Below are 24,885 nucleotides of genomic sequence, written 5' to 3' on the forward strand. Positions count from 1 at the left end.
ACAAATGTAGGGGCCTGACCCGGAGCCTGCCCATGCCTTACGCCCATTCCGACAAGACTCAGCTGACTGCTGATGACGTCCGCGCCCGCCTGAAACTGGAAGGCGGTAAAGAATTCGTCATGCATACCGAGTTCTCACCGGCAGGCGACCAGCCCACCGCGATCAAAGAGCTGACCAACGGTATCTTCGACGGCGAAAGAGAACAGGTCCTGCTGGGCGCGACCGGGACGGGCAAGACCTTCACCATGGCCAAGGTGATCGAAGAAACCCAGCGACCCGCCATCATCCTTGCGCCCAACAAGACACTGGCGGCGCAGCTCTATGGTGAGTTCAAAGGTTTCTTCCCGGAAAACTCGGTCGAGTATTTCGTGTCTTACTACGACTACTACCAACCCGAGGCCTATGTCGCGCGCAGCGACACCTATATCGAGAAAGAATCCCAGATCAACGAACAGATCGACCGGATGCGCCACTCGGCCACGCGGGCGCTATTGGAACGCGATGACGTGATCATCGTCGCCTCAGTGTCGTGCATCTACGGTATCGGCTCGGTCGAAACCTATGGGGCGATGACGCAGGACCTGAAGGTTGGCGGCGAATACAACCAGCGCCAGATCATGGCCGATCTGGTCGCCCAGCAATACCGCCGAAATGATCAGGCATTCCAACGGGGCTCGTTCCGGGTGCGGGGTGACAGCCTGGAAATCTGGCCCGCCCACCTTGAAGATCGCGCTTGGAAATTCTCGTTCTTCGGTGAGGAATTGGAAACCATCACCGAGTTCGACCCGCTGACCGGTGAACGCGCCGCGAATATGGAACAGGTGCGGGTTTACGCCAACTCGCACTACGTGACGCCGAAGCCAACGATGAACCAGGCGATCATCGGCATCAAGAAGGAACTCCGCATCCGACTGGATCAACTGGTCGGAGAGGGCAAACTTCTGGAAGCGCAACGTCTGGAACAACGCACGAATTTCGATCTGGAGATGTTGGAGGCCACCGGCGTCTGTAACGGAATCGAAAACTACTCGCGCTATCTGACCGGTCGCGCGCCGGGCGAGCCGCCCCCGACGCTGTTCGAATTCATCCCCGACAACGCCATCGTCTTTGCCGACGAATCCCACGTCAGCGTGCCGCAGATCGGCGGCATGTACCGGGGCGACTATCGGCGCAAATTCACCCTGGCCGAACACGGGTTCCGCCTGCCATCCTGCATGGATAACCGCCCCCTCAAGTTCGAGGAATGGGACGCCATGCGCCCGCAATCCGTGTTCGTCTCGGCCACGCCTGCCAAGTGGGAGATCGAACAGACCGGCGGCGTTTTCACCGAACAGGTCATCCGCCCCACCGGCCTGCTGGATCCCGAGGTCGAAATCCGCCCCGTCGGCATGCAGGTCGACGATCTGCTGGACGAGGTGCGCAAGGTCGCCGCCGACGGTTATCGCACGCTGGTCACAACGTTGACCAAACGCATGGCCGAGGACCTGACTGAATACATGCACGAACAGGGCATCAGGGTCCGTTACATGCACTCGGACATCGACACGCTGGAACGCATCGAGATTCTGCGTGACCTGCGTCTGGGCGCGTTTGACGTGCTGATCGGCATCAACCTGCTGCGCGAGGGGCTCGACATCCCCGAATGCGGGCTGGTCGCCATTCTGGACGCCGACAAAGAAGGCTTCCTGCGCTCGGAAACCTCACTGGTTCAGACCATTGGCCGCGCCGCGCGCAACGCCGACGGGCGGGTGATCATGTATGCCGACAAGATCACCGGTTCCATGGAGCGCGCGCTGAACGAAACCGATCGCCGCCGCGCCAAGCAGATCGCCTATAACGAGGAACACGGCATCACCCCAGCAACGGTGAAGAAAAACGTCGAGGATGTTCTGGCCGGTCTCTACAAGGGCGACGTCGACATGAACCGCGTCACCGCCACCATCGACAAACCGATGCACGGCGCGAACCTCGAGGCCCATCTGGACGGGCTGCGCGACAAGATGCGCAAAGCCGCCGAAAATCTGGAATTCGAAGAGGCCGCCAACATCCGGGATGAAATCAAACGTCTGGAAGCGGTCGATCTGGCCATCGCCGACGACCCCATGGCGCGCCAATGGGCGGTCGAGAAAGCCTCGGAAGACGCGGTGAAATCGAAGGGCCGGTCAACGGCTGGGAGACCAGGGCAGCGGGGCGGGAATGTGAAGCGGCGGAAGAGGTAGGCTGAGAAGATATCTATTTGCGAACCTTCCATATCGCGCCCGCGTACCTATTCACTCTCATTGCTTCAGTCTCGCAAAAGTTAACTTTTCTGAAACTACCGACGCACGTTCCCTTCGCGCACGACCAAGTTACTTGGTTCTTGCACCAATTTATGCAGGTTGGCGCTTGTGCTTGATAAATTCCCAAATCATGAAAATTACCATCAACGGCATTAGAATCAAAATGCTAAAGTCGGCATATCCTGACCACCCAGACGAATAATAGATTTCAGGGTACACAAATTTCCAAACGACACCTGGGCTCAAGCAAACCAGCACTTTTAGAGCGCCAGAGTTAAAGACACAGAATTCTTTAATCAGGGTTATCAGCCCAATCATCAGATGCTTCCTTTGAAGTTCCACGTATACTGATTCCAAGCTGCGCGTATGAACTATGCGGATACTACTTTACCTGTGCAAGCGATCTGTAGATATCAATCTATTGGAGTCTTACGCACCCGCTCTCTAGTCTATCAGTCGAGCACTGCGAATTTCGTCTATTGCTCGCTCCCATTTTTTCGGATTGCCAACCAAATATGGGTGAAAGCACTACCCAACACGTTCGCAATTCAAGGTACCCGCACTTCAAACTTACAGCCTAGCGCCCTCTCCTCCACGTTTGAAATCACGAATTGTGATCCCAACCTGTTGCCATGACAACCTCCCACACCCTGCCCAGTACCCATGAGTACCAAAGCGCCATTCACCGGGTGCGCGGCACCCGTTTGGTGCTGGCCGAGGATCTGGCACAGGTTCTTTTGCAAAAAAAGGGCGGGAATATCCCGCCCGATACCTTACCCCTTATCCCAATGGGCAATCACATCATACCCAACCGGCGTTGGCGGGCTTTCCATGAACTCGGCGAAATGGCCCCACAGCTCGGCCACTTTGGGTGCGTTTGCGTTCGAGGTCGCCTCGCTTTCAACGACCGAGATCACATAGCCCGACCCGTCCTCGTTCATCACATTGGTAAAGCTGTGCATGCCGGGCATGCCCATGATTTCTGATTTCAATGCGTTCATTTTCGCCGTCGCCGCCTCGCGCGTGCCGGGCTTCATCTTGAATTGAGTAATACGTGCAAACATGATCTTCCTCCCTCGTCCGGCGATATCGCCATGTGACGCGGTCGGAACGACCCCGCCGCACGCAACCTAGCACGGCAGCCCGAAATCTCACATTGATACGCGTGATTTGCGGCCATTTTCAACCATACGCCTCACTGTATTTGGGCCACTGACACGCCAGAGTTGCTGCCCAGCGCGGAAGGCTCGACATCTGAATCACATATTGTGATTCCACAGCCGCAGCCAGACCGATCCCGAACTACCAAAGCGCCGTTCACCGTGTCTGCGGCCTGTGCTAACTGCCGGCCTGTGACAAGCCGGCTTTCAGCTTCTCCAGCGTATTCAAAAGGCGGTCTAAGTCAGGTTCGTCCAGCCCGGTATCGGCGATCATGCAGGCGGTGATCTCATGCGCCACAGACCGCAAGGCCGATCCCGCCCCTGTCAGAGAAACAACAACCTGGCGTTCGTCCTCTTTGCTACGGGTTCGGTCGACAAGCCCGTCGGCCTCAAGGCGTTTCAGCAGCGGGGTCAGCGTGCTGGTTTCCATCGACAACGCGTTGGCCAACTCACTGACATTTCGCCGGTCTCTCTGCCACAGCAGAGTCAGGGTGATGTATTGCGGATAGGTCAGCCCTAGCGGGCCGAGGTGTCTCTTATAAGCGCGGTTGATTACATGCCATGACGTATAGACCGCATGGCAAAACATCTCGTCGGTCTTCGGTTGGGTCGGAGAATCTGTCACGGCAGCACCTTCGCTCGCTTATATCGTGCACGATATAATTCATTGACCCACGCCCACAAGGCAGTTTATATCGTGCTCGATATTATTGTACGCGATATAGGAGACAACACATGTCCTGGCTACCAACGCTCATCACCGAGACACCCGAGGAGGGATTTGACCTGGCAATCAAACTATCACGGATGGCGGTTAAGAAGACGCAGCCCAATGACGAGATTCGTCAGCGCCTGAGGCCGATCTACGAAAACGATGCGGACAGCCTGACCATGGTGTCGCATGTCGTGGCGACAAATTACCAGACTGTGGCGGCAGCGAACAACTATTGGCGCAAGTGAGTAAAGGTGAAATGGGCTGGGTGGCGGATGGGATGACCCATTCCTATACGCCCAGTTCCGCCCGCATCTTCTTGGTCAGATTGGCCACGACCAGATCATAGGACGTCACGATATGCTCGCGCAGCGACGTGTCGCTCATCCCGCGGTCCTCATAGACCTGCAGCCATTTCATCCCGCGCGAGGCCAGATATGGCGCAGGGCGAATTCCGGGTTCGTCGCTCAACACCTCAAAGGCCAGTTCAGTGGCTTTGAAGGTGAAGGCGTCCTGACCGTCGTTCCAGCCGCAGATCGCAAACACCTTGCCCCCCACTTTCCACACGTCTGCATTGCCCCATTGAACCACATGAGAGCTGGCCTTCAGGCCCGCGCAGAAACTGTTGAACTCTGCTCGCGCCATCGGCTCAGCCTCTTTGTTCCGAAGTCCTTACCCATCTGTCAGGGCCTCACGAATTTGGCATTGCCAACGCGTTTTTGAGGGGCAGCGCTTTGTTCTGCATTCGGGGCAATCACTCCACAGGCCACACCATCCTGATCGGGATCGTTTTGCAGGTGATAGCCCGGCTCGCCCTCCAGAAACGGACCAGGAAGAACTGAGAGCGCAGCTCCACATCCGGCAAGAGCAACAAGATGTAAAACCGCCTCATCACGCTCGAATTCGGAAGTGCGCAACCAGACGCTCAGGGCAATGATGCCGGTCGTCAGCGGCAACATGAGAACCATCAGGAGAATCCGCACCGGTGACAATGCGCGCCGGCGCAGAGCTTCGGCGCGTTGAACACGTTTGGCCGATTTCGGATCCGTGAACAGCGCCTTTGGAGTGGTCTTTTCTGGCTGCATTCCCGATCAATACACCAGTATCCGTGGGATGCCGATACCTAAGGGACAAACATATCTGTGAAACTCTGTCACGATGCAGGACGCTTTACGAACCAGGGCCAAGCAAACAAGACAGACCGGCCAATTTCTTGGCTGCTCGCTTGTGATCTGGCAGAGACCTAACGCACCACGTGCACTGAGCATGCAGCGTGGCGGACAACATGGGTAGCGGTGGAGCCCAAAAGCAAATCCTGCATACCTGGTCGATGAGACGCGATGATGATCAGATCCGGCTTATTCACGTCGGCCCAGTCAAGGATCGTCCGACCGGAATGCCCCTCGACAACGACTCCGCGGGCGCCCGAAATATTTTCCGCCAGCGCATCCAACTCGGCCTGAACGGCCTTGCGCGCATCGTCCAGATACCCGACCGGCATATAAGCGCTGGCATAGGCCGGTATATGTTCGACCACGTGCAGCAGCGTGACCTGTGACTCGGGTGCCGCCAACAGTTGCGCCAGTTTCAATGCGGACGGCATATCACGCGCGTCGTCGAATGATATTGGTACAAGAATATTGTGATACATGGCACGCGCCTCCTTGGTTGCTCAAGTATACTGGTCGATTACCAGGCGCGTGACCTTGATCCAGGTCAGGATCAGTTGAAGGTTTCCGCAACATCGTACATGACGGGCTCAAAACTCTTGCACAACTCGTTGATTTTACGGTTTCTATCACGCATTTCTGACGTACGCAGCATGGCCAGAAAATCCTCGCGACGCTCCCATTGCGAATAATTGGCAATCCGGGTCTGGGCGTCGTTCACGTGCAATCCCGCTGCAACAAATCCAGGTTGCTTTGAGATGAAGCTGGCATAGGCATCCGTCAACGCCTCAAGCAGATCCTGGCAGGTGCCAGGCGTCATTTCAAATGTTGTGATTACGGTCTGCACAGTAGCGTTTTTGGAAATCTTTGGCATCTTGAAACTCCCTTGTCTGTCTCAAACCTAACACAGGATTCTGAAAGGTCTTGTGTTTCCTTTTGGCCTAGGCGCGCTCTTTTCAATTCGAAAAATAAACAAAACACTAACACTCCGTTAACCATGCTGACGGAAGCTGCAAGCATGTATCGCATTGCCCTGATATTGCACCTGTTGCTGATGGCCTCTCCTGCCTGGTCAGGTGCATGGCTGCGAGAAAAGGATGCAGCATTCACAGCCGCCTCACTGACAGCTTTTCGGCTCCCTGAGGATGGGTACGACTATAAAACCTCTCTCTATGCGGAATGGGGATACAGCCAGAACCTGACGGTCGGCTTTGATTTCGAACAAAACCAAGACCTCTATGGCCATGCACTCATCTTTGCCCGTGTCCCAGTAGCGGATTTGGGCCAATGGGGTCGGTTCGCTGCTGAATTTGGTGCCGGTGCATATCACGAACATGAACGGGCCTGGGCACAGTACAAAGTGACGCTGTCTTACGGTAAAGGATTCCGGAGCGCCTTGGGAAGCGGTTGGATCGCGATTGATGCCGCCATCGAAAACCGAACACATGATGACATCTATCGAAAGCTCGACCTGACAACAGGGCTTTCATCGGACAGGTTGATCAATCCCCTTATCCAAATCGAAACGGCCTACAGGTCTGGGCACTCGATATATTGGAAGGCACGCCCCTCGGTCATGATCCGAACCAAAGACAGTTCTACTACCTGGATTCTGGGGGTGGAAAGAAATGATGCCCGCAAAAACACGGGCATCAAACTGGCTTTGTGGAACGAATTCTAAGTCCAATCCGTTCCTACATTAATTCCGGCAGACGCCCGCACCGTCAGCGCTCCATCCTCAGGATTGCTGAAACCTCGCCCTTCAGACCCTCAGGCCAGCGTAACTGGATATCAGATCCATCCACCCCGTGCTCCAGCAGGACATAGGGGTGCGAATATTTGGTTGACCCAAGCGCTGTCTTCAAAGGTCCCAGAACGGTAACCGAGTCACAACTGCGCGCCTTGCCACCAAAGGGCAACCGGTCCTCAGAAGACACCGTCCACGCCGTTGCAGCTGTGTTCTGTGCGTGCCGTACCCTCAGTGGATTTGCGGTTTTAGCAGTCACACCATGGAACGTATTGTTTTCAAACGTCACGTTCAAATGGGCTGTGTTGTTCAGATCAGCGAATGTCGTGTCCACGCGTTCGGCCCGGTCGATCCCTCCGTTGATGGACCGGAATTTGTTTCCCGTCACGACGACGCCGTTCAGGAAATGCCCGGCGCCATAGGGACGAATGACAATGCTGCTGAACCAGGGCGCGACCTCGTTCGAGTAGAAGATATTGTCGGTAATGCTCATGGCGCTGAATGAGAAGCCAGCGGTGTAAACAGGGTCTGAATCCCGCTCATTTGTCCATTCGACAAAACAGTTATCGACATAGTTCTCGGCGATGGTCGAGCTGTTGTAAGTTCCGATCATGACCAAACCGGCCGAGCGCACCCCCTGAGTGATGCTGTCTCCCTGGAAAAAATGGTTGCCTAGGACCATGTTGTTGGTCCCTGCCAGCACCGCAAAATGCAGGAAACGAACCGCGCGATTGTGGCGCAACTTGATGTCATTGGCCGTTGAGTTCAACGCAATCGACTTGCGATCCGAGACGTCAAAGGACTCTTCAGAAGACAGGAACTGACAATTATCGACCAACATGCCCTGACACCCTGTACCGATCGAGGTGATACCGCGATCCAAAGGTCGGCTGATAAAACAGTTCGTTATGGCAAATGTGCTGCCTGACGGCGCAAGGCGGATTGCGCTACAGCGGCCATTGCATTGAAACTCGATCTCTTCCATTCCGAACTTGCGCAACGTGCTGAAACCGCTGAAATCAAGCAGATATTTGAAAGACAAAAAGGTAAATGTCTGCGTCCCGGATGCGTTATAGATCGGCGCGTTCAAAGTGATCTCTCCCGCCCCCTCATCCTTGGACCGGACATAGATCTCGCGGCCAACGCCGCTGCCCTGCACCAGCGCGCCGACAGGAATGTTGGCTACATTCGCAACATTGGTCAAACGCGTTGGGTCCGACGGGCTGTAGGTTGCCAGAGATGTGAATGTCTCGGTGCCCCAGGCCGAACTGCTTTGAACATCGAACTGGCCATTGCGGATGATCCGGCGTGTCGAAAACCCTGTTTGTTTGTTCGGAACCGCCGCTGCCATGTCAATCGGCTCACTCACCGAAATCTTGCGCCCGCCCAGATCCAGCGATTCATGATCCGAGTTGTTCAGCAAAGCCTGAAAGGCCTTTTTGAATGCCAGGTCCTCGGCGCCGAAGGCCGTGATATAGGCCGGCAGGTTAAAGTTCTTCGTCAGCAAGAGCATCTTGTCATCGGGCATTGTGACCATGCCCTCAAATTCAATCTCAGACGAGATCGTCGTGTTTTCCGTCAACAGGTAGGTGCCATCCGAGACAAAGACACGTCGTCCATTCGCTGCCTGATCAGCGGCGACAAACGCTGCTGTGTCATCCGCTACACCATCACCGACCGCCCCGAAATCACGGATATCGACCAGAGAGATCATGTCGCGCAGGAACACATTGGTGACATCCGTAATCTCGATATCGTCGATCCGGACCACAGCGCCGTTGGTGCCTTCAATATCCAGCCCGAAATGCCCGTACAGGGTGGAAACACCCCAAGGCATATCCACACCCGTCCGTTGCCCCGCGCCCACAATCGCAGTGATTTCATGCACGGTGCCGTACCCGGACAGCTGTGTTGCCGGGCCCTGTTCGACCACGCCCGGCACCTGAACATCACCTGCCCCGCCCGCCCAGGCGGCGATACGAACTTCGGGCAAGGGGCCGCTAATCGCTTTTACCCGAGCTTTGATCTGCAAGTAGCATCCCGGCAGCAGCGGTGTCTGGCCCATATAGCGCAGCTGTTGTGTTGCGTTTACCTTCAGGATTTCCAGACATCCGCCAAAATCCGCATCGGCCGGGACATATACGCCGTTCCCCGATCCGTCATAGGTTGGCGAACCCGGAGTACCATCGCCGCTCGACCACACGTTCAGACCGGATGCGAAAACAGGCGGCATGAATACGATGCCGTCAGTGATTGCCTTATTCATAGAAATCCCTTTCCCAATCGCGCTGCGGTCAGTCGCCGTGCGCATAAACCCAGTGCCCAGGGCCACGCACCCCGAACGCAAAAGTCTGAGTATCGAAAAGGAATTAACCGCCGTTCATATCACCGTGACGGTGGTGTTGCGTTACGCCGCCGGATCCGAATTGCCCAAAAGCTGCACGCCATTGATTTTCCAGCCCTCTTCCTGAGGGATCATCTCATAGTCCAGAATGTGAACCTGCCCGTCGCCATCCGTGATCATCACCTTCTGCCACAACGCCCCTGAAATTTCGCGAAGTTCCAGAAACCGCACATCCGCAGGTCGCCAGACCATTGGATAGCCACGCCGGACCATGACCCCGAAATTCTCGGGCGTTCCGAACAGGCGCTGGATGGTGGGGCTGGCAAAGGTAAAGGCGGTTGCGAAATCATCCGCCTTGAATGCCTGTATCTGCCCCGCGATATTCGCCTCGATCTCGGCGTTTTGGGCAAAGGCTCCTGATGCCAGTCCGGCACTCAAAGATACAGCAAGCAATAAACGACGCATGGGGCCACCTCCTGATCGAAGGATAGCCCCACACGCGATCAGGTCAAATCAGACCAGCTCTCCAGCCAGCGCCTTGTCTATCAGCGCAATGGTTTCCGGCACGCCGTAAAGCGCGATAAACCCGCCAAATCGCGGCCCCTGGGATGCGCCCAACAACACCTCGTAGAGCGCGGTGAACCAGCCCCGCATAGGGTCAAACCGCTCGCGCCCGACAGAGTAGACCACCGATTGCAGCGCCTCATCCTCGATCGGTCCGTCATATGCCGCCAGCTCTGCTTTCAACGCCTCCAGCGCTTCGCGCTCTTGATCCGTCGGCGCCCGGTGCTGGCGGGTGGGCTTGACGAAATCGTTAAAGTAGCGGACCGCAAAGCCCGCCGCCTGATCCAGATCAGGATGCGTCTCAGCCGTGGCCTCAGGCGCATAGCGGCGGATGAACCCCCACAGCGCCTCTTTGTCTTCAGCCCCCGAAACCGACGCCAGATTCAACAGCATCGCAAACGGCACCATCAGGGTCGATTCAGGAACCTCCCCGCCGTGGATATGCCACACCGGATTGTTCAACTGCGCCTTCAGCTCCTGCCCCGGATAGGCCCGCAGTTGCTGATGATATTCATCATAGGCCTTGGGGATCACATCAAAATGCATCCGCTTGGCGGTCTTAGGCTTTTGATACATAAAATACGCAAGACTCTCAGTCGGTGCATAGGTCAGCCATTCGTCGATCGAGACGCCATTGCCCGAAGATTTCGAAATCTTCTGACCGTTCTCATCCAAAAACAGCTCATAACTGAAATGCTCTGGCGCACGGCCACCCAACGCCCGGCAGATCGCGTCATAGATCTTTTCGTTGGTGGCATGTTCCTTGCCGTACATTTCAAAATCAACGCCCAGCGCGGCCCAGCGCGCACCGAAATCCGGCTTCCACTGCAGCTTTACGTTGCCCCCCGTGACCGGCAGCGTCCATTCCTTGCCGTCGTCGTCATCAAAGGTGACGGTATAGGTCTCGGCGCAGACCTTTTTCATCGGCACGTACAGAACCCGACCCGTTTCGGGGTGGATCGGCAGGAAGATCGAATAGGTCTGCTGCCGCTCTTCTCGCAGGCTTTTCAACATGATGGCCATTACGGCATCATAGTTGTCGACCGCCCGCTTCAGAATCTCGTCAAACTGACCCGAGCGATAAAAGTCGCGCGCCGAATAGAAATCATACTCGAACCCAAAAGTGTCGAGGAACCGGCGTAACATTGCGTTGTTGTATTCGCCAAAGCTTGGGTATTCGCCGAACGGATCAGGGACCGAAGTCAGAGGACGCTGCAAATGCTCTTCAAGCGCTTCGGGATTCGGCACGTTGCCGGGAACTTTGCGCATACCGTCCAGATCGTCCGAGAAACAGATCAGCTTGGTCGGAATATCCGACAGCGCCTCAAACGCACGCTTGACCATGGTGGTCCGCGCCACCTCGCCAAATGTCCCGATATGCGGCAAGCCGGACGGGCCATAGCCCGTCTCGAACAACACATACCCCTTGTCCGGAGCCCCTTTCTGATAGCGTTTGAGCAACCGGCGCGCCTCTTCAAAAGGCCAGGCCTTGGACGACATCGCGGTTTCACGCAGTTCAGACATTTTCTTTAAGCTCCATCGGGAAAACAGCGTCGGCTTTCGTTTGCCGCCGACCGACCCCTCCTATTGTGCCGGTGCAGCATGAGTCAATAAAGCAAGCCGTTTTTCCTGTCTGGAAACTGGCCTCAGACGACTAACTGATCCAACTTGGCCGCCCAGATGAAATCATTCTCACTAAGGCCGTCAATTTCGTGGGTCGTCAGTTGAACATCCACATATCCCCATCCAAATCTGATGTCGGGATGATGCCCTTGCTGATCGGCCAGCCAGGCGCAAAGGTTTGCCAGATAGGTCGCCTTGGCAAAGCCTTTGAATTTGAAATGACGGCTGAGAGTTTTTGCATCCGCATCCAGCGACCAATCGGAGGTCAACTGGGCCAGATGCGCGCTTGCCGCATCACGGTTCAAAGCTGGAATGCCGCCGGAACAAGGGGCACAGGTCCGATCCGATAGGGTGCAGGTTTGTTCTGATGTGGTCATGTCCAGCTTACTCCGCCGCTGTTGCCTTTTCGGGAAACTTATTCGGCAACAGGCCCAGTGATTGCGCCTTATGCACATCCGCCAGCAAATCCCGATCGGCGGCAGCAAACAGTTCCTCGGGGTCGTCCAGCACGAAATAGCCCATCTGGTGCATATCAATCCGGTAGGGCGTGCGCAGGATCGTCAGAACGTCAAAGGGATCGCGGTCGGGTATTTCGTTTTCCACCGCGTAGACAAGTTCGGTCGGGGATGAGGCAAGCCCCGATCCCAGCGCCTTGATCACCCCATCCTGACGCCGCAGGCCAAATTCGATCGAGAACCAATACAGCCGGATCAGCCAGGCATAGTCTTTTTCACCGGCCTGCACCCCCGCCAATCCGATAGCGTGGCTGAAGGCGGCAAATCGCGGATCGCTCAGCAGTGGGGTATGGCCGAAAATCTCATGAAAGATGTCAGGCTCTTCGATGTAATCGAAATCCTCGCGGGACCGGATGAACGAGGCCGCCGGGAAAACCCGGTCGGCCAACATCCCAAAGAAGGTCTTGAACCCGATCAGCGCGGGTACAGGCTGCACTTTCCAGCCTGTCATATCCAGAAGCCTCTCAGAAACATCAGCGCATGATGGAACACGGGTTTTCGGAAGCTCCAGCCGGTCCAGCCCCGCGAGATAATCACGCGCCATATAGCGCTGCACGTTCTCTTGCTGAGCGGCATAAAGATCAGCCCAGACAGCATCCTCTTCGTCGGTATATGTGATGTGACCATTGGCATTGGCCACCTTGGCGACGTATTTGGTCGACTTTGGCATGAAGGCTCCTCCTGAAACGAGTATAGCCAGCCATCGTGAAATAAATCGTTTGAATGTTTTTCAAAATCATACAATATGACCGAAACGCTTCACAAATCTATATGAAGTGACGCAAATGCTTCAAAACGCCGATATCGCCATCCTGCAAGAGCTTCAGACCGATGGCCGTCTGTCTATGCAAGAGCTCGCGGATCGTACCGGCCTGTCTGCCTCGCAGTGTTGGCGGCGGGTTCGCGATCTCGAAGCTGCCGGGGTTGTGGCAGGCTATACCGCTCGTGTGCCCGCCAAATCCGTTGGCCTGAACGCAATAGCCTATGTTCATGTTGCGCTGCGCGATCATCAGGAAGACAGCATCACTTCGTTTTTGCGGCTGGTTGAGACCGAGGCTCAGATTGTCGAGTGCGCCTCAATCACCGGGGATCATGACTTCATTCTGAAAGTCTATTCGAAAACACCCGAAGATCTTGAGGCGTTCATCATGCAAAGGCTGTTGAAATCGGGGTTAGTCCGCGACACTCGCAGCAATTTTGTACTGCGGCAGACGAAAACACGTGGCCCATTGCCCATTCTTTGATCTATCGCTCCAAAATCCGTTGAACCTATTCCCTGCCCCACCTATCGTGCGGGATCAGAACAGTTCAATCAGGACACCCCTATGACCAACCAAGTGCCACACCCGATGTCTCCTCAAGATTGCCTCGTGGCGATTATGGTTGCGATCTCTGCATCAGATGAGACCATCCGCACCGCCGAGCTGGTCAAAATCGAGGGCGCGGTCAACATGCTGCCTGTCTTTGCAGAATATGACATCGACCGGATGTATCGCGTTTCCCAGATCGTCTTCGATCTGTTTGAACAAGAAGATGGTCTGGATGCCCTGTTTGGACTGATTCGCGACAACCTGCCCGAACGCCTGAACGAAACCTCCTATGCGCTTGCATGTGATGTTGCGGCGGCAGATGGTACGCTGGCAGAATCCGAATTGCGGCTGCTCGAGGAAATCCGTTACGAGTTGGACATCGACCGTTTGCATGCCGCTGCCATCGAGCGCGGCGCGCGGGCACGGCACACGACCTGACATCAGCTGCTGCCGGCCAGCTTCCCCCACCTTTCGATCAGTGCGCGCTGCAATTTGCGCGACCTGTTATTCCAGCTCCGCCCGCCTTCGGGCCGTTCACGATACGCTCGGGGGATCGTTGCGCGATGTTCTATGTCGGCCGTGAATATCGCAAATGCCAGCTCTGCCCCATCCGGTGAGGTTATGAACCCACCCAGGCCCGAGACAAAGTTCAGGGTTCCGGTTTTCGCATTCACTCTGATCGGATGATCCTTGACCGGCCGCCCCTGACTGTCGGCAAGGGTAAATTTCTTCAGCAAAGGCCGGAGGTCTCCGGCTTTCTGCGCCGCCAGCAGCGCGACCACCAAGTCCTCGGGCGCTACGCGTGAATCGCCCCCAAGCCCTGAATGATCGACCATCGCAACCCCGGTCACACCATAGGTCTCTGTGGCCCATCTGTTCATCTCGGCGGCTGACTCCGCCAAAGTCTGCGGTCGCGTACCACGCGCCCTCGAGGCAGCGAGCCCCACCATCTCGGCAGTGAGATTGGTCGAGTATTTCAGCATGCCCTGCAATATGCTCTCGAGCGGGTCGCTTTGATGAATGACCAAAGGGGTTCCATTCGGCATCTGCCGCGTGACCTGCGTCCGCCCCAGCACAATTCCGTTGGATCGGGCCAATGTTCTGAAAACGTCGCCTGCATAAAGCGCGGGCTTGCGGACAGGCAGCCACCGCGCCCCATCGCTACCCAACGCGCCTTTGGCAACAGTCCACCGGTCCTGACGGGCGCTGGGTTCGTAGGTATAGATCGGCAGATTGCGGCCCTCGACCTTCATCGACGCCATGTCCACTGCAGGCGTATAGCGCGTGCTGCGGGCATCCATGGTCACGTCATAGTTGGCGCCCTGCTTTTTCCACTCGAAATGCACGCGATTGAAATTCAGAGAAATGCCGCTGATCGCAGGGCTGTACCCCAAATGATCTGGCTGCCCCGGATCAATGCTGAACACGTAAGGCAACGCGCCATCATAAACTTTGAACGCGCCGCGGACCTCGGTGATTCCGGCCTCGCGCAAGTTTGCCGCCATCGTGGCCAGCGCATCCGTATCCAGCAAAGGATCACCACCGCCAACAAGAACAAGATCGCCGTTCAAAATGCCGTTTTCTATGGGCCCCTCAGCGACCAACGCAGTTTCGAACCTGTAGTCAGCACCCAACACATTCAGCGCGTAAAGCGCGGTCAGGGCCTTGCCAACACTTGCCGGTGGCAAACCCCGGTCGCCACCATAGGCTTCAAGCACCGTGCCTGTATCAGCGTCGGCTACAGCAAAGGCGACTTCGCCGCGCAGGTTCGCGGCTTCGACCAAGCGCACAACACCTACGATCGGCTCATCACGAATCTGAGGCCTCAATGATGTAAGCGGTGCCTCAGCCATAACGGCTACAGGCATCAGGGCCGCGCCCAGCCCAGCAATAAATCCTCGTCGCGAATAACGATCATTCATGGGTTAATTAAAATCCCAGAGATCACAGGCAAACAACCTGAGATCCGAATTATGGGCCCACAGGGGCTATTCAGGCAACACCTTGTTGCCCCAAACCCCCTGAATGCGCAACTGGGTCGAACTGACATCCAGCATCGGCACATTCACAAAACACCACGCCGGGGCCTGTGCCCGGCCCAGTAAATGCCGCGCCTGCCCGTCGATGCGGTATTTGGCATAGCGACGCGCCGCAGGGGACATACGTGCAGAGATGCGGTCTCCGGGACGGGCAACAACGCCAACCGGTACGGATTCAATAATCGACTGCCAATCTTGCCACTTATGGAATTGCGCCAGGTTATCCGCGCCCATCAGCCAGACAAACCTGACCTGCGGATAAAGCTTCTGCAGGGCGGCGGCAGTATCCGCCGTGGCGCGTGTGCCGGTCTGGGCCTCGATATCCGTCACCTCGACACGTGGATGCTGCATCACAGCTTGCGCTGCCTTCACCCGCCGCGCCAACGGCGCAGGCCCGCGCTCTTTCAACGGATTGCCCGGAGAGACCAGCCACCACACCCGATCCAGCCCAAAGGCCTTCATCGCCTCGAGTGTCACATGCACATGGCCCTTATGCGGCGGATCAAATGACCCCCCGAACAACCCCACGACCTGCCCGGGCCGCGCATATGGGATAGAGCTACGCTGCATCTCTTGCTGATGTTCAGAACTCGGCGGGGTTGTCAATCAACAGGTTGCATCACGTCGCCCAAACGAACCCGCCCGCGACGCACCACCTCGGCACACGAACCGCCATGATCCCGTACGGCGGAATAACCACACTTGCCGAGCGCCTGCTCCATCCGGCTGCACGGCGCGCAGATCACAGTGAAACGCAGGATGGCCTCGCCCACCTGCACCTCACGCCCCTTGAGCGCCGCCAAATTGATTCCTGATACCACCAGATTGCGTCGCAGGGTTTCAGGCGCAACCAGACCCTACCCGAGATAGGAGCCTATCGCAGACAGATGTTCCCGCTGGATCAGGGTCACGGCTCGCTTGCCCGCGCAGCTGCGGTCTCCGTCCGGCCCATTAGCAGAGAACATGGCCCCCTCTACAGCGACTATCTCATTCCGCAGCGCAGGCCGCAAACTAATCCAGTCAGCGCAACCTGCTTGTGAGTAGCAAGAAATAACGTATTGGAATGCCGTTGTTATAGCGGTTCCTTCAGTCTGCGTTACTGAACGGACCTTCTTGCAGTTTCCTAGCTTCCCTCCAAGCCCACAACGCAAGGATTATTTGCAGAGTCAAGGCACTGCCATAGCTTGCAGCACCTGTACTGACTGGATAAGCACTACCCCGACAGAAAAACACTAAATCAATAGGAACAATCTATTGCGCAACCTATCATTGGCCACTGCTTTCCTCGCCCTCTCGTCGAATGTTTTGTATGCAGGCGCACAGGAGGATGCCGATTATATAGCCAACGTCACCGTAAACGAAGAAGTCATGCAAGGTGTGCTGGTCGCAATGCGTCCGGTCCTGATACAAGCGGTGCAACAAGATCTAATTTCCAGGGGCATAAAAGTATCTGATACCGAAGCGTTTTTCGACATTGTGATGGACGTATTCATGGATGGATTCATCCACGAACTGCGGATTCCAACGGCTCAATTCTATGTTGAAAATTTCTCAGCTTCTGAATTGCACGAAATAACCCAGTTCTACGACAGCCCGACGGGAAAGAAGCTACTCCGATTAACGCCTGCAATGATGCAGCATGGCGCAAAAACGGGTCAGGTGGCCGGTGCAAAAGCGGCTCAGATGGTTCAACCCGAAATTGTTCGGCGCATCCACGAAGAAGGTCTCGTAATCGAAAATAGATCTTTCACCGACAAATTGCTGGAAGCCTTCGAATAAGCTCAGAACTATTCTTGCTCGCCCTTGTCGGCTCGGGTATCACACCGTCCAACCAAATTCCTCCGACCCAAAGGACGCGACATGGCCGCCTATCAATATGTCTACCACATGCAGGGTGTCTCCAAGACCTATCCCGGTGGCAAGAAGTGCTTTGAAAACATCCACCTGAGCTTTCTGCCCGGCGTGAAAATCGGTGTTGTCGGCGTCAACGGCGCGGGTAAATCGACGCTGATGAAGATCATGGCCGGCCTCGACAAGGATTTCACCGGCGAGGCCTGGGCGGCCGAAGGCGCCAAAGTCGGTTACCTGCCGCAGGAACCGAAGCTGGACGAAAGCCTCAGCGTGCGCGAAAACGTCATGCTGGGCGTGGCCGAGAAAAAGGCGATCCTCGACCGCTATAACGAACTGGCGATGAACTACTCAGACGAAACCGCGGATGAGATGGCCAAGCTGCAGGACGAGATCGACAGCCAGAACCTCTGGGATCTCGACAGCCAGATCGACGTTTCGATGGAGGCGCTGCGCTGCCCGCCAGACGATGCCAATATCGCCAACCTCTCAGGCGGTGAAAAACGCCGCGTCGCGCTGTGCAAATTGCTGCTCGAAGCGCCCGACATGCTGCTGCTCGACGAGCCGACCAACCACCTGGATGCCGAAACAATCGCCTGGCTGCAACAGCACCTGATCGATTACAAAGGCACCATCCTGATCGTCACTCACGACCGCTATTTCCTCGACAGTATCACCGGCTGGATCCTCGAACTCGACCGGGGTCGTGGTCTGCCTTACGAGGGCAACTATTCCGCGTGGCTGGAACAAAAGGCCAAAAGGCTGGAGCAGGAAGCCCGCGAGGACAAGTCTAAGCAGAAGACCCTGCAACGCGAACTCGACTGGATGCGCCAAGGCCAGAAGGCCCGTCAGGCCAAATCAAAGGCCCGGATCAACGCCTATAATGATTTGGCGGAACAGTCCGAGCGCGAAAAGCTGACCCGCGCACAGATCGTCATCCCCAACGGCCAGCGCCTTGGCGGTAAGGTGATCGAGGTCGAAGGCCTGTCCAAACACATGGGCGATAAGCAACTGATCGAGAACCTCGACTTTACCCTGCCCCCCGGCGGTATTGTCGGCGTCATCGGGCCCAACGGCGCCGGTAAATCGACCCTGTTCAAGATGCTTACTAGTCAAGAGCAGCCCGACGCAGGCACCATCACACTTGGCGACACGGTTGAACTGTCCTATGTCGACCAATCCCGCGATGACCTGAAGGACAACGAAACCGTGTGGGAAGCGATCACCGGCGGCGCCGAGATCATTCAGTTGGGCGATGCGCAGGTCAATTCCCGCGCCTATTGCTCGTCCTTCAACTTCAAGGGCGGCGACCAGCAGAAAAAGGTCTCCTTGCTGTCAGGGGGTGAGCGCAACCGCGTCCACATGGCCCGCCTGCTGAAAGAGGGCGGCAACGTTCTGCTGCTCGATGAACCGACCAACGATTTGGACGTCGAAACCCTGCGCGCGCTGGAAGACGCGCTGGTCGATTTCGCCGGCTGCGCCGTGGTCATCAGCCACGACCGCTTCTTCCTCGACCGGATCTGCACGCATATCCTGGCGTTTGAGGGTGATGCCCATGTCGAATGGTTCGAGGGCAACTTCGAGGATTACGAAGAGGACAAGAAACGCCGACTGGGACCAGACGCGCTGGAGCCGAAGCGGTTGAAGCATAAGAAGTTTGCGCGATGAGACGGAAGCTCAAAAGACGGTTGGAAAAATGGCAACGTAGCGCGCTGAAAATCAGCGCACCGCTGCGCAAGCGCATCCGGCAAATGTACAAGACAGATTACTGTGTGATCGTCGCAAGCAATGGCCGGTCGGGCAGCACCATGACCTACCATGCGCTGCGCGATGCACTGGAAAGGCTGGACCCAAACCTCTCGGGTCAGGCCAGTTTCGTGTCTCGGTTGGACGACGCCACCTTCCAGGCGCCGTTTCTTTACAAGACGCATGATTTTCCGCAGGTTTTGTCAAACTGGTCAAAAGATACCCGAGTCGTCTTTTGCTTTGGCTCGACAAAGGACTCTACCTTTTCAGTCTACACAGCGATGGAAGGCTATGGCCCTGAGTGGATAAAAAAGCACTTCTACAATCTGCATGCGACGGGCACATATGACGAGCTTTTCGAACGTGATGTGCTGCAACAGGCACGGCAGATCAAGGAATGGGTCACTTATGACGACATCCCGGTATTGTGCGTTCACTACGATGCGTTGTGGGAATATCAGGACGAAATCTCTGAATTTACCGGATTGAAATTTGTACCGGCTCCGCGGCGTGAACGGGCTGAAAAAGATATTCCGGAAGATCTGCGAAAGGCCGCGAGCCAAATCTACGATCCGATTGACGAAGTGATTTCCCAGCTTCCCAGATGTTTTGTGGCCTCGCCCGAAATGAACGAGATCGTGGGCAAATTGCCGCTCGCAAAGTGATCCTCGGACGGTCTGGCGCGTGACGTTCTTCCGGGCGCTCGCGAATCCAAAAAATTCAGTCTAACCACATACATTGTATAGATTGTTTCAGGATATTCTGATGCGTAGATTCTGATGCCTGGCGCTAGTTTCAGTCGTTCAGGATTGCAAATCCGGCTTGTCACATCTCGTCTGAACTGGCATACTCAGAGTGCTACCGTTTTTCTATTTCGACCCACTGTCTCCTTCTACGGCGTTCAGTCTATCGATACAGACGACGACGCCAGGCTGTCGCAACTCCGTGGGCAGCACCAGATAAGGAGAACACGGATATGCCTTCAGGCACCGTAAAATGGTTCAACACCACCAAAGGCTACGGCTTTATTGCACCCGAAGATGGCGGCAAAGACATCTTCGTTCACATCTCGGCCGTCGAACGCTCGGGCCTGACCGGTCTGGCCGACAACCAGAAAGTCACGTACGAGCTGCGCTCGGGTCGTGACGGTCGCGAAAGCGCCGACGACATCCAGCTGGCGTAAGCCGCTGTAAGGGCAGGGTTTTCCTCTGCCCTTTTCTATTTGTGCCTGAGCGACCACCTGTAAAAGTGTGTCCCGGCGATTACATCACAATTCAGTTACTCTTCCCCGACGATTGACCGGATCGGATATCATCCGGACACTATGGTCATGATTTTTCTGTTGTATTGAAGAGAGCTGATATGTTGACACGCCGTACATTCCTGACTGCAACAGCAGCAGCAAGCCTTGTTTCGACCGCCGCGTCGGCAAAGAAAGCCGTCGAATACGACCCCACTCCTCAATTTGTTCGAATCAAAAAGCAATTCCTGCCAGGCCAGCTTCTGGTGGTTCCACGCTCGTTCTATCTGTACTTCGTAACAGAACCTCGCAAGGCAATCCGTTACGGGTGCGGGGTGGGCAAAGCCGGGCTGGAGTTCACCGGAACAGCGACCATAGACGTCAAAAAGGAGTGGCCCACCTGGCGCCCCACCAATGAAATGATCGAGCGTGAACCAATTACATATGCTCGTTTCAAGGATAACGACTATGTGCAGCCTGGCGGTGACGGCAATCCGTTAGGTGCACGGGCGCTTTATCTGTTCCAGAACGGCGTTGACACTTATTTCCGAATTCACGGGACCACTCAGCCGCAGACCATAGGCCGTGCGGCCTCGAACGGATGTATACGCATGCTGAACACGCATGTCATCGACCTGTACCAGCGGGTGCCGATTGGAACAGTTGTGACGGTCGTCTGATCAATCTTCTGCTGATTTCACAAGTTCCAAAACCTTTGGTCCAAGGTCTTCAACGATGAGGGCCACACCACTGGCGTTGGGATGGATGCCATCTGCCTGCATGTGTTCCCGTACTTCTTCGGGGTTTCCTGCCGCAGTCAAACCTGTGAAAAAACTTGGCGCATATCCAGTCTGATATCGATCCGCCAGATCGGAGTAGATCGCATCAAATGCGGCTTTGTAATCTGGGCCGTAATTCCCCGGCGCCTGCATCCCGACCAACAACACGGCGACCTCAGCGCCATCTGCTGCTTTCAGGATCGTCTCAAGATTTGCGCGTGCAACTGCCGGATCAAGCCCTCGCAACAGATCGTTCCCGCCCAATGCGACGATCATCCCATCCACGTCGGGCGTCAGTGTCCAGTCCACACGTGCCGCCCCTCCGGCGGTGGTGTCCCCGGATACACCCGCATTGATCAGGCGCACATCCGCTCCGTGATCTTTCAACCAACGATCCAGCTGCGGGACAAATCCGTCTTGCTCGGGCAGGCCGTACCCTTGAGTCAAAGAATCCCCGAGAGCGGCAATCACTACGGTTTCTGCTGTGGCCGCAAAGCCGCAACACGTGATAAGCACCGGCATCAAAGCCTTGCGCAACATCTCAACTGCTCCATATCCCATTTGATTACCTCGGTTCGGACCAACCCATGATCGCAACTGTTCTATCGCTTGAAAATGCCGCTTTATCGCTGGATGGCAATGCCGGTCAGGTAGATATCCTGCACGACATCACGCTTTCCGTACACAAGGGCGAGACACTGGGTCTGATTGGGCCGTCCGGGTCAGGAAAATCGTCGTTACTAATGCTGATGGGCGGGCTGGAACAGGCGACGGGCGGCCAGGTAACCGCACTCGGGCAAAGTCTGACCCGCATGAACGAAGACGAGCTCGCGCGATTCCGACGCAACAGCATGGGCGTTGTATTTCAGAATTTCCACCTGATCCCCACGATGACTGCCCTTGAGAACGTGGCCACACCGCTGGAGTTGGCCGGTCACAAAGATGCCTTTCAACGGGCCGAAGCCGAATTGGAGTCCGTAGGGCTGACGCATCGACGCGACCATTATCCGGCGCAGCTCTCCGGAGGAGAGCAGCAGCGCGTCGCGCTCGCCCGTGCCTCTGCCCCGCGACCACAGATCCTGCTGGCGGATGAGCCTACCGGCAATCTGGACGAAACAAACGGAGCCGCCATCATTGATCTGCTGCTTGGCCTGCGCGACAGGCATGGTGCTACTTTAGTTCTGGTGACCCATAGCCACAGCCTTGCGCGCAGATGTGACCGTGTTGTCCGGCTGCGCGATGGAAGGATTGCCGATGACACAAGGCAAGAGGCCGCCGAATGAGCCTGCGGATGGCCGGGCGGCTGGCGCGGCGGGAACTGCGCGGAGGTCTGCGCGGTTTTCGGGTGTTTCTGGCTTGTCTTGCACTTGGGGTCGCTGCCATTGCCGCTGTGGGTTCGGTCCGCCACGCCATCCAAACCGGACTGACGCAAGAAGGCGCGGCTTTGCTGGGCGGGGATGCACAGCTGGAATTCACCTATCGCTTTGCGGATGAGGCTGAGCGTGCATGGATGAACGACGCGGCCTTGGCCATCTCCGAAGTCGTCGATTTTCGGTCAATGGCAGTCACGCAGCAGAATAGTGACCCACAGCGGGCGCTTACGCAGGTCAAATCCGTTGACGACTCCTATCCATTGTTGGGCAAGCCCATACTAGAGCCCCAGATGCCCTTGCGTGACGCCTTTACAGGCCAGCAAGGGGCGCCCGGTGCCGTAATGGCTGCCGCTCTGATCGACCGCCTTCAGCTATCGGTTGGGGATCGGTTTTCACTTGGAACTCAGGAATTTGTCCTGATGGCAGCCCTGATCCACGAACCGGACGGGGCGGCAGACGGGTTTGGATTGGGTCCGCGCACGCTGATCCGCACACAGGACTTGCTGAATTCAGGATTATTGGCACCGGGTACTCTGTTTTCCACCAAATACCGTCTGGATCTACCGCCGGGGTCTGATCTTACAGCTCTTTCGGCGCAGGCAAGCGAAGCCCTTGAAGGCAGCGGAATGCGGTGGACCGATGCACGGAACGGTGCCCCCGGCATTTCAGAGTTTGTTGCCCGGCTCAGCGCTTTTCTGGTTCTGGTTGGGCTATCCGGGCTGGCCGTCGGTGGCATCGGCGTTTCTGCGGCGGTGCGCGCCTATCTGGCGCAAAAGACTGAAACCATCGCTACCTTGCGTACTTTGGGTGCCGATCGGGCGACCGTGTTTCAGACTTATCTGATCCAGATCGGTATTCTCTCTGGCATCGGCATTTTTCTGGGCATCATATTGGGTGGATCGATGCCTCTGCTGCTTGCGCCACTGATCGAAGCTCGCCTGCCTGTGCCCGCAGTGTTCTCGTTCTATCCGCAGCCTCTGGCTGAAGCCGCGCTTTACGGCGTGCTCACCGCCTTTTTATTCACACTCTGGCCCCTTGCCCGTACTGAAGAAGTCCGTGCAGCCACCCTGTTTCGCGATGCGCTGTCTTCGGCGCGCTTCTTGCCTCGTGCAAAATATGTTCTTGCCACAGGCATCGGGCTTGCGGCGCTGATCAGCGCAGCCGCCTTTTTCAGCGGATCGACCCACCTGACCCTTTGGACCAGCGGCGGGCTGGCCGGAGCGCTGGTTCTGCTTTCGATGGCAGCGCTGGCGATCCGCAAACTGGCGCGCCTGACCACAAAACCCGCCCGAGGGAATCCTCCCCTGCGATGGGCCCTGTCGGCCATTTCCGATCCGCGCGAAGGGGCCGCATCGGTTGTCCTGTCGCTGGGGTTGGGCCTGTCGGTACTGGCCGCAGTCGGGCAAATCGACGGCACCCTGCGAAACGCGATTTCAGGAAACCTGCCCGATGTCGCCCCTTCTTATTTCTTCGTCGATATCCAGAAAGAGCAGATGCCTGGCTTTACCGAACGGCTGGAAAACGACCCTGCCGTAAGCCGGATCCAAAGCGCGCCCATGCTGCGCGGAATCATCACGCAGATTAACGGGCAGCCCGCGATTGAGGTCGCCGGGGACCACTGGGTACTGGAAGGCGACCGCGGGGTCACCTATTCCGACGCCCCGCCCTCGAACGCACGGGTCACCGCCGGGGAATGGTGGTCCGAAGACTATTCCGGAACGCCTCAGGTCAGCTTCGCCGCTGAAGAGGCCGAAGAGATGGGCCTGAAGCTGGGTGACCAACTGACCGTCAACATATTGGGGCGCGACATCACCGCAGAGCTCACCTCTCTGCGCGAGGTGGATTTCTCGACCGCCGGGATGGGTTTCATCATGTCCATGAACCCGTCGGCCCTGGCCGGCGCCCCGCATAGCTTCATTGCCACCGTCTATGCCGAAGAGCAGGCCGAAGCCGCGATCCTTCGTGATCTGGCGGGTAAATTCCCCAATATCACCGCAATCCGTGTCCGCGATGCGATTGACCGGGTCTCGGGTCTGCTGGCCGGGTTGGCCGCTGCGACGTCTTATGGGGCTGGTGTATCGCTGCTAACCGGCTTTCTGGTCCTGATCGGCGCCGCGGCAGCGGGTGAACCAGCCCGGCGGTACGAGGCCGCAGTCCTGAAGACCATCGGTGCCGACCGACGGCGCATATTGATCAGCTTTGCCCTTCGGGCTGTTCTGCTGGGGTCTGCCGCTGGAATTGTAGCTCTGATGGTGGGCATCCTCGGCGGCTGGGCTGTTGCGACATATATTTTCGACACCAGCTTTGACGTCATCTGGCCATCTGCCATCGGCATCGTATTGGCCGGGATCATCGTCACGCTGGGCGCGGGGTTGATCTTTGCCTTGAAACCCCTTGCCGTTCGCCCGGCGCGCATCTTGCGCGCCAGCGACTGAGT

27 protein-coding genes are annotated in these 24,885 nt (G+C 56.6%); 12 read left to right on the top strand and 15 right to left on the bottom strand.

The window, feature by feature from the left end:
• The first annotated feature begins 32 nt into the window (after nt 1-32).
• Nucleotides 33-2,219, top strand: coding sequence for an excinuclease ABC subunit UvrB (gene uvrB / locus AC2FH2_RS05555; RefSeq protein WP_496676451.1), 2,187 nt, complete (start codon nt 33-35; stop codon nt 2,217-2,219).
• 833 nt (nt 2,220-3,052) lie between these two features.
• Here uvrB and AC2FH2_RS05560 read toward each other — a convergent pair.
• On the bottom strand, nt 3,053-3,343 hold the full coding sequence (locus tag AC2FH2_RS05560; protein ID WP_142635662.1) for an antibiotic biosynthesis monooxygenase family protein: 291 nt from the start codon (nt 3,341-3,343) through the stop codon (nt 3,053-3,055).
• Nucleotides 3,344-3,617: 274 nt separating this feature from the next.
• Nucleotides 3,618-4,064, bottom strand: coding sequence for a MarR family winged helix-turn-helix transcriptional regulator (locus tag AC2FH2_RS05565; protein WP_496696318.1), 447 nt, complete (start codon nt 4,062-4,064; stop codon nt 3,618-3,620).
• Nucleotides 4,065-4,174: 110 nt separating this feature from the next.
• On the opposite strand from AC2FH2_RS05565, the gene AC2FH2_RS05570 reads away from it, so the two are divergent.
• The gene (locus AC2FH2_RS05570) at nt 4,175-4,399 is read left to right on the top strand and encodes a hexameric tyrosine-coordinated heme protein (protein ID WP_142635660.1); all 225 of its coding nucleotides are present in this window, start codon (nt 4,175-4,177) and stop codon (nt 4,397-4,399) included.
• A gap of 43 nt (nt 4,400-4,442) precedes the next feature.
• Here AC2FH2_RS05570 and AC2FH2_RS05575 read toward each other — a convergent pair whose 3' ends face one another.
• The 4 genes from AC2FH2_RS05575 to AC2FH2_RS05590 form a co-directional block, all read right to left on the bottom strand.
• Nucleotides 4,443-4,796, bottom strand: a complete 354-nt coding sequence (locus tag AC2FH2_RS05575; protein WP_496823117.1) for an MmcQ/YjbR family DNA-binding protein — start codon at nt 4,794-4,796, stop codon at nt 4,443-4,445.
• Nucleotides 4,797-4,834: 38 nt separating this feature from the next.
• Nucleotides 4,835-5,236, bottom strand: coding sequence for an excalibur calcium-binding domain-containing protein (locus AC2FH2_RS05580; protein WP_246097187.1), 402 nt, complete (start codon nt 5,234-5,236; stop codon nt 4,835-4,837).
• Nucleotides 5,237-5,394: 158 nt separating this feature from the next.
• Complete coding sequence (locus tag AC2FH2_RS05585; RefSeq protein ID WP_281972496.1) at nt 5,395-5,802, bottom strand: universal stress protein; 408 nt, start codon at nt 5,800-5,802, stop codon at nt 5,395-5,397.
• A gap of 71 nt (nt 5,803-5,873) precedes the next feature.
• Nucleotides 5,874-6,194, bottom strand: a complete 321-nt coding sequence (locus tag AC2FH2_RS05590; RefSeq protein WP_142635654.1) for an antibiotic biosynthesis monooxygenase family protein — start codon at nt 6,192-6,194, stop codon at nt 5,874-5,876.
• 123 nt (nt 6,195-6,317) lie between these two features.
• Here AC2FH2_RS05590 and AC2FH2_RS05595 point away from each other — a divergent pair, with 123 nt between their 5' ends.
• Nucleotides 6,318-7,001 carry a hypothetical protein gene (locus tag AC2FH2_RS05595; protein ID WP_496823118.1) on the top strand — a complete coding sequence of 228 codons (684 nt, stop codon included), beginning with the start codon at nt 6,318-6,320 and terminating at the stop codon, nt 6,999-7,001.
• A 43-nt stretch (nt 7,002-7,044) separates the two neighbouring features.
• Here AC2FH2_RS05595 and AC2FH2_RS05600 read toward each other — a convergent pair whose 3' ends face one another.
• The 5 genes from AC2FH2_RS05600 to phhA all read right to left on the bottom strand — a co-directional run bounded on the left by AC2FH2_RS05600 (nt 7,045) and on the right by phhA (nt 12,783).
• Entirely contained in the window at nt 7,045-9,333 is a 2,289-nt protein-coding gene (locus AC2FH2_RS05600) for a glycosyl hydrolase family 28-related protein (protein WP_142635652.1), read from the bottom strand.
• 141 nt (nt 9,334-9,474) lie between these two features.
• Complete coding sequence (locus tag AC2FH2_RS05605) at nt 9,475-9,876, bottom strand: DUF4864 domain-containing protein (protein WP_271948323.1); 402 nt, start codon at nt 9,874-9,876, stop codon at nt 9,475-9,477.
• A 48-nt stretch (nt 9,877-9,924) separates the two neighbouring features.
• Nucleotides 9,925-11,499: a lysine--tRNA ligase gene (locus tag AC2FH2_RS05610; protein WP_281972498.1), complete on the bottom strand. Its 1,575-nt coding sequence runs from the start codon at nt 11,497-11,499 to the stop codon at nt 9,925-9,927.
• A gap of 122 nt (nt 11,500-11,621) precedes the next feature.
• Nucleotides 11,622-11,975 carry a 4a-hydroxytetrahydrobiopterin dehydratase gene (locus tag AC2FH2_RS05615; RefSeq protein ID WP_142635646.1) on the bottom strand — a complete coding sequence of 118 codons (354 nt, stop codon included), beginning with the start codon at nt 11,973-11,975 and terminating at the stop codon, nt 11,622-11,624.
• 7 nt (nt 11,976-11,982) lie between these two features.
• On the bottom strand, nt 11,983-12,783 hold the full coding sequence (phhA, locus tag AC2FH2_RS05620; protein ID WP_496823119.1) for a phenylalanine 4-monooxygenase: 801 nt from the start codon (nt 12,781-12,783) through the stop codon (nt 11,983-11,985).
• Between the two features lie 115 nt (nt 12,784-12,898).
• Between phhA and AC2FH2_RS05625 the strand changes: the two genes are divergently transcribed.
• Nucleotides 12,899-13,357 (top strand): Lrp/AsnC family transcriptional regulator, encoded by a 459-nt coding sequence (locus AC2FH2_RS05625; protein WP_142635958.1) that lies wholly within the window; start codon nt 12,899-12,901, stop codon nt 13,355-13,357.
• Nucleotides 13,358-13,438: 81 nt separating this feature from the next.
• A complete protein-coding gene (locus AC2FH2_RS05630) occupies nt 13,439-13,861 on the top strand; it encodes a tellurite resistance TerB family protein (protein ID WP_142635642.1) in 423 nt (140 codons plus the stop codon).
• Between the two features lie 2 nt (nt 13,862-13,863).
• Here AC2FH2_RS05630 and dacB read toward each other — a convergent pair whose 3' ends face one another.
• The 3 genes from dacB to AC2FH2_RS05645 form a co-directional block, all read right to left on the bottom strand.
• On the bottom strand, nt 13,864-15,345 hold the full coding sequence (gene dacB / locus AC2FH2_RS05635) for a D-alanyl-D-alanine carboxypeptidase/D-alanyl-D-alanine endopeptidase (RefSeq protein WP_496823120.1): 1,482 nt from the start codon (nt 15,343-15,345) through the stop codon (nt 13,864-13,866).
• 66 nt (nt 15,346-15,411) lie between these two features.
• Nucleotides 15,412-16,032 (bottom strand): nicotinate-nucleotide adenylyltransferase, encoded by a 621-nt coding sequence (locus AC2FH2_RS05640; protein ID WP_496823121.1) that lies wholly within the window; start codon nt 16,030-16,032, stop codon nt 15,412-15,414.
• Nucleotides 16,033-16,064: 32 nt separating this feature from the next.
• Complete coding sequence (locus AC2FH2_RS05645; protein ID WP_496823122.1) at nt 16,065-16,283, bottom strand: hypothetical protein; 219 nt, start codon at nt 16,281-16,283, stop codon at nt 16,065-16,067.
• A gap of 448 nt (nt 16,284-16,731) precedes the next feature.
• On the opposite strand from AC2FH2_RS05645, the gene AC2FH2_RS05650 reads away from it, so the two are divergent.
• The 5 genes from AC2FH2_RS05650 to AC2FH2_RS05670 all read left to right on the top strand — a co-directional run bounded on the left by AC2FH2_RS05650 (nt 16,732) and on the right by AC2FH2_RS05670 (nt 20,976).
• Nucleotides 16,732-17,241, top strand: a complete 510-nt coding sequence (locus AC2FH2_RS05650; RefSeq protein ID WP_496688910.1) for a DUF2059 domain-containing protein — start codon at nt 16,732-16,734, stop codon at nt 17,239-17,241.
• 81 nt (nt 17,242-17,322) lie between these two features.
• A complete protein-coding gene (gene ettA / locus AC2FH2_RS05655; protein ID WP_496688912.1) occupies nt 17,323-18,978 on the top strand; it encodes an energy-dependent translational throttle protein EttA in 1,656 nt (551 codons plus the stop codon).
• The gene (locus tag AC2FH2_RS05660) at nt 18,975-19,721 is read left to right on the top strand and encodes a hypothetical protein (protein ID WP_142635632.1); all 747 of its coding nucleotides are present in this window, start codon (nt 18,975-18,977) and stop codon (nt 19,719-19,721) included. Before ettA ends, AC2FH2_RS05660 begins: the two co-directional genes overlap by 4 nt.
• A 311-nt stretch (nt 19,722-20,032) precedes the next feature.
• Nucleotides 20,033-20,239: a cold-shock protein gene (locus AC2FH2_RS05665; RefSeq protein WP_142635630.1), complete on the top strand. Its 207-nt coding sequence runs from the start codon at nt 20,033-20,035 to the stop codon at nt 20,237-20,239.
• 179 nt (nt 20,240-20,418) lie between these two features.
• On the top strand, nt 20,419-20,976 hold the full coding sequence (locus AC2FH2_RS05670; RefSeq protein WP_142635628.1) for a L,D-transpeptidase: 558 nt from the start codon (nt 20,419-20,421) through the stop codon (nt 20,974-20,976).
• Here the strand turns inward: AC2FH2_RS05670 and AC2FH2_RS05675 are convergent, their stop codons facing one another.
• Nucleotides 20,977-21,636, bottom strand: a complete 660-nt coding sequence (locus AC2FH2_RS05675; RefSeq protein WP_496823123.1) for an arylesterase — start codon at nt 21,634-21,636, stop codon at nt 20,977-20,979.
• Nucleotides 21,637-21,662: 26 nt separating this feature from the next.
• Here AC2FH2_RS05675 and AC2FH2_RS05680 point away from each other — a divergent pair, with 26 nt between their 5' ends.
• Together AC2FH2_RS05680 and AC2FH2_RS05685 are read left to right on the top strand one after the other, a co-directional pair.
• Nucleotides 21,663-22,358 carry an ABC transporter ATP-binding protein gene (locus AC2FH2_RS05680; RefSeq protein ID WP_496706259.1) on the top strand — a complete coding sequence of 232 codons (696 nt, stop codon included), beginning with the start codon at nt 21,663-21,665 and terminating at the stop codon, nt 22,356-22,358.
• Entirely contained in the window at nt 22,355-24,883 is a 2,529-nt protein-coding gene (locus tag AC2FH2_RS05685; RefSeq protein WP_496823124.1) for an ABC transporter permease, read from the top strand. The genes AC2FH2_RS05680 and AC2FH2_RS05685 overlap by 4 nt, the downstream gene beginning before the upstream one ends.
• The last annotated feature ends 2 nt before the right edge of the window (nt 24,884-24,885 follow it).

The organism is Ruegeria sp. YTSA105, from assembly GCF_059610225.1.

Bases quoted from the DNA above. Each gene is read 5' to 3' on its own strand.
- AC2FH2_RS05600 (WP_142635652.1), bottom strand. From the start codon at position 9,333: ATGAATAAGGCAATCACTGACGGCATCGTATTCATGCCGCCTGTTTTC.
- AC2FH2_RS05590 (WP_142635654.1), bottom strand. From the start codon at position 6,194: ATGCCAAAGATTTCCAAAAACGCTACTGTGCAGACCGTAATCACAACA.
- AC2FH2_RS05670 (WP_142635628.1), top strand. From the start codon at position 20,419: ATGTTGACACGCCGTACATTCCTGACTGCAACAGCAGCAGCAAGCCTT.
- AC2FH2_RS05595 (WP_496823118.1), top strand. From the start codon at position 6,318: ATGCTGACGGAAGCTGCAAGCATGTATCGCATTGCCCTGATATTGCAC.
- AC2FH2_RS05625 (WP_142635958.1), top strand. From the start codon at position 12,899: ATGCTTCAAAACGCCGATATCGCCATCCTGCAAGAGCTTCAGACCGAT.
- AC2FH2_RS05570 (WP_142635660.1), top strand. From the start codon at position 4,175: ATGTCCTGGCTACCAACGCTCATCACCGAGACACCCGAGGAGGGATTT.
- AC2FH2_RS05640 (WP_496823121.1), bottom strand. From the start codon at position 16,032: ATGCAGCGTAGCTCTATCCCATATGCGCGGCCCGGGCAGGTCGTGGGG.
- AC2FH2_RS05660 (WP_142635632.1), top strand. From the start codon at position 18,975: ATGAGACGGAAGCTCAAAAGACGGTTGGAAAAATGGCAACGTAGCGCG.
- AC2FH2_RS05630 (WP_142635642.1), top strand. From the start codon at position 13,439: ATGACCAACCAAGTGCCACACCCGATGTCTCCTCAAGATTGCCTCGTG.
- phhA (WP_496823119.1), bottom strand. From the start codon at position 12,783: ATGCCAAAGTCGACCAAATACGTCGCCAAGGTGGCCAATGCCAATGGT.
- AC2FH2_RS05615 (WP_142635646.1), bottom strand. From the start codon at position 11,975: ATGACCACATCAGAACAAACCTGCACCCTATCGGATCGGACCTGTGCC.
- AC2FH2_RS05580 (WP_246097187.1), bottom strand. From the start codon at position 5,236: ATGCAGCCAGAAAAGACCACTCCAAAGGCGCTGTTCACGGATCCGAAA.
- AC2FH2_RS05560 (WP_142635662.1), bottom strand. From the start codon at position 3,343: ATGTTTGCACGTATTACTCAATTCAAGATGAAGCCCGGCACGCGCGAG.
- AC2FH2_RS05575 (WP_496823117.1), bottom strand. From the start codon at position 4,796: ATGGCGCGAGCAGAGTTCAACAGTTTCTGCGCGGGCCTGAAGGCCAGC.
- AC2FH2_RS05675 (WP_496823123.1), bottom strand. From the start codon at position 21,636: ATGGGATATGGAGCAGTTGAGATGTTGCGCAAGGCTTTGATGCCGGTG.
- AC2FH2_RS05585 (WP_281972496.1), bottom strand. From the start codon at position 5,802: ATGTATCACAATATTCTTGTACCAATATCATTCGACGACGCGCGTGAT.
- dacB (WP_496823120.1), bottom strand. From the start codon at position 15,345: ATGAATGATCGTTATTCGCGACGAGGATTTATTGCTGGGCTGGGCGCG.
- AC2FH2_RS05665 (WP_142635630.1), top strand. From the start codon at position 20,033: ATGCCTTCAGGCACCGTAAAATGGTTCAACACCACCAAAGGCTACGGC.
- AC2FH2_RS05680 (WP_496706259.1), top strand. From the start codon at position 21,663: ATGATCGCAACTGTTCTATCGCTTGAAAATGCCGCTTTATCGCTGGAT.
- uvrB (WP_496676451.1), top strand. From the start codon at position 33: ATGCCTTACGCCCATTCCGACAAGACTCAGCTGACTGCTGATGACGTC.
- AC2FH2_RS05605 (WP_271948323.1), bottom strand. From the start codon at position 9,876: ATGCGTCGTTTATTGCTTGCTGTATCTTTGAGTGCCGGACTGGCATCA.
- ettA (WP_496688912.1), top strand. From the start codon at position 17,323: ATGGCCGCCTATCAATATGTCTACCACATGCAGGGTGTCTCCAAGACC.
- AC2FH2_RS05610 (WP_281972498.1), bottom strand. From the start codon at position 11,499: ATGTCTGAACTGCGTGAAACCGCGATGTCGTCCAAGGCCTGGCCTTTT.
- AC2FH2_RS05685 (WP_496823124.1), top strand. From the start codon at position 22,355: ATGAGCCTGCGGATGGCCGGGCGGCTGGCGCGGCGGGAACTGCGCGGA.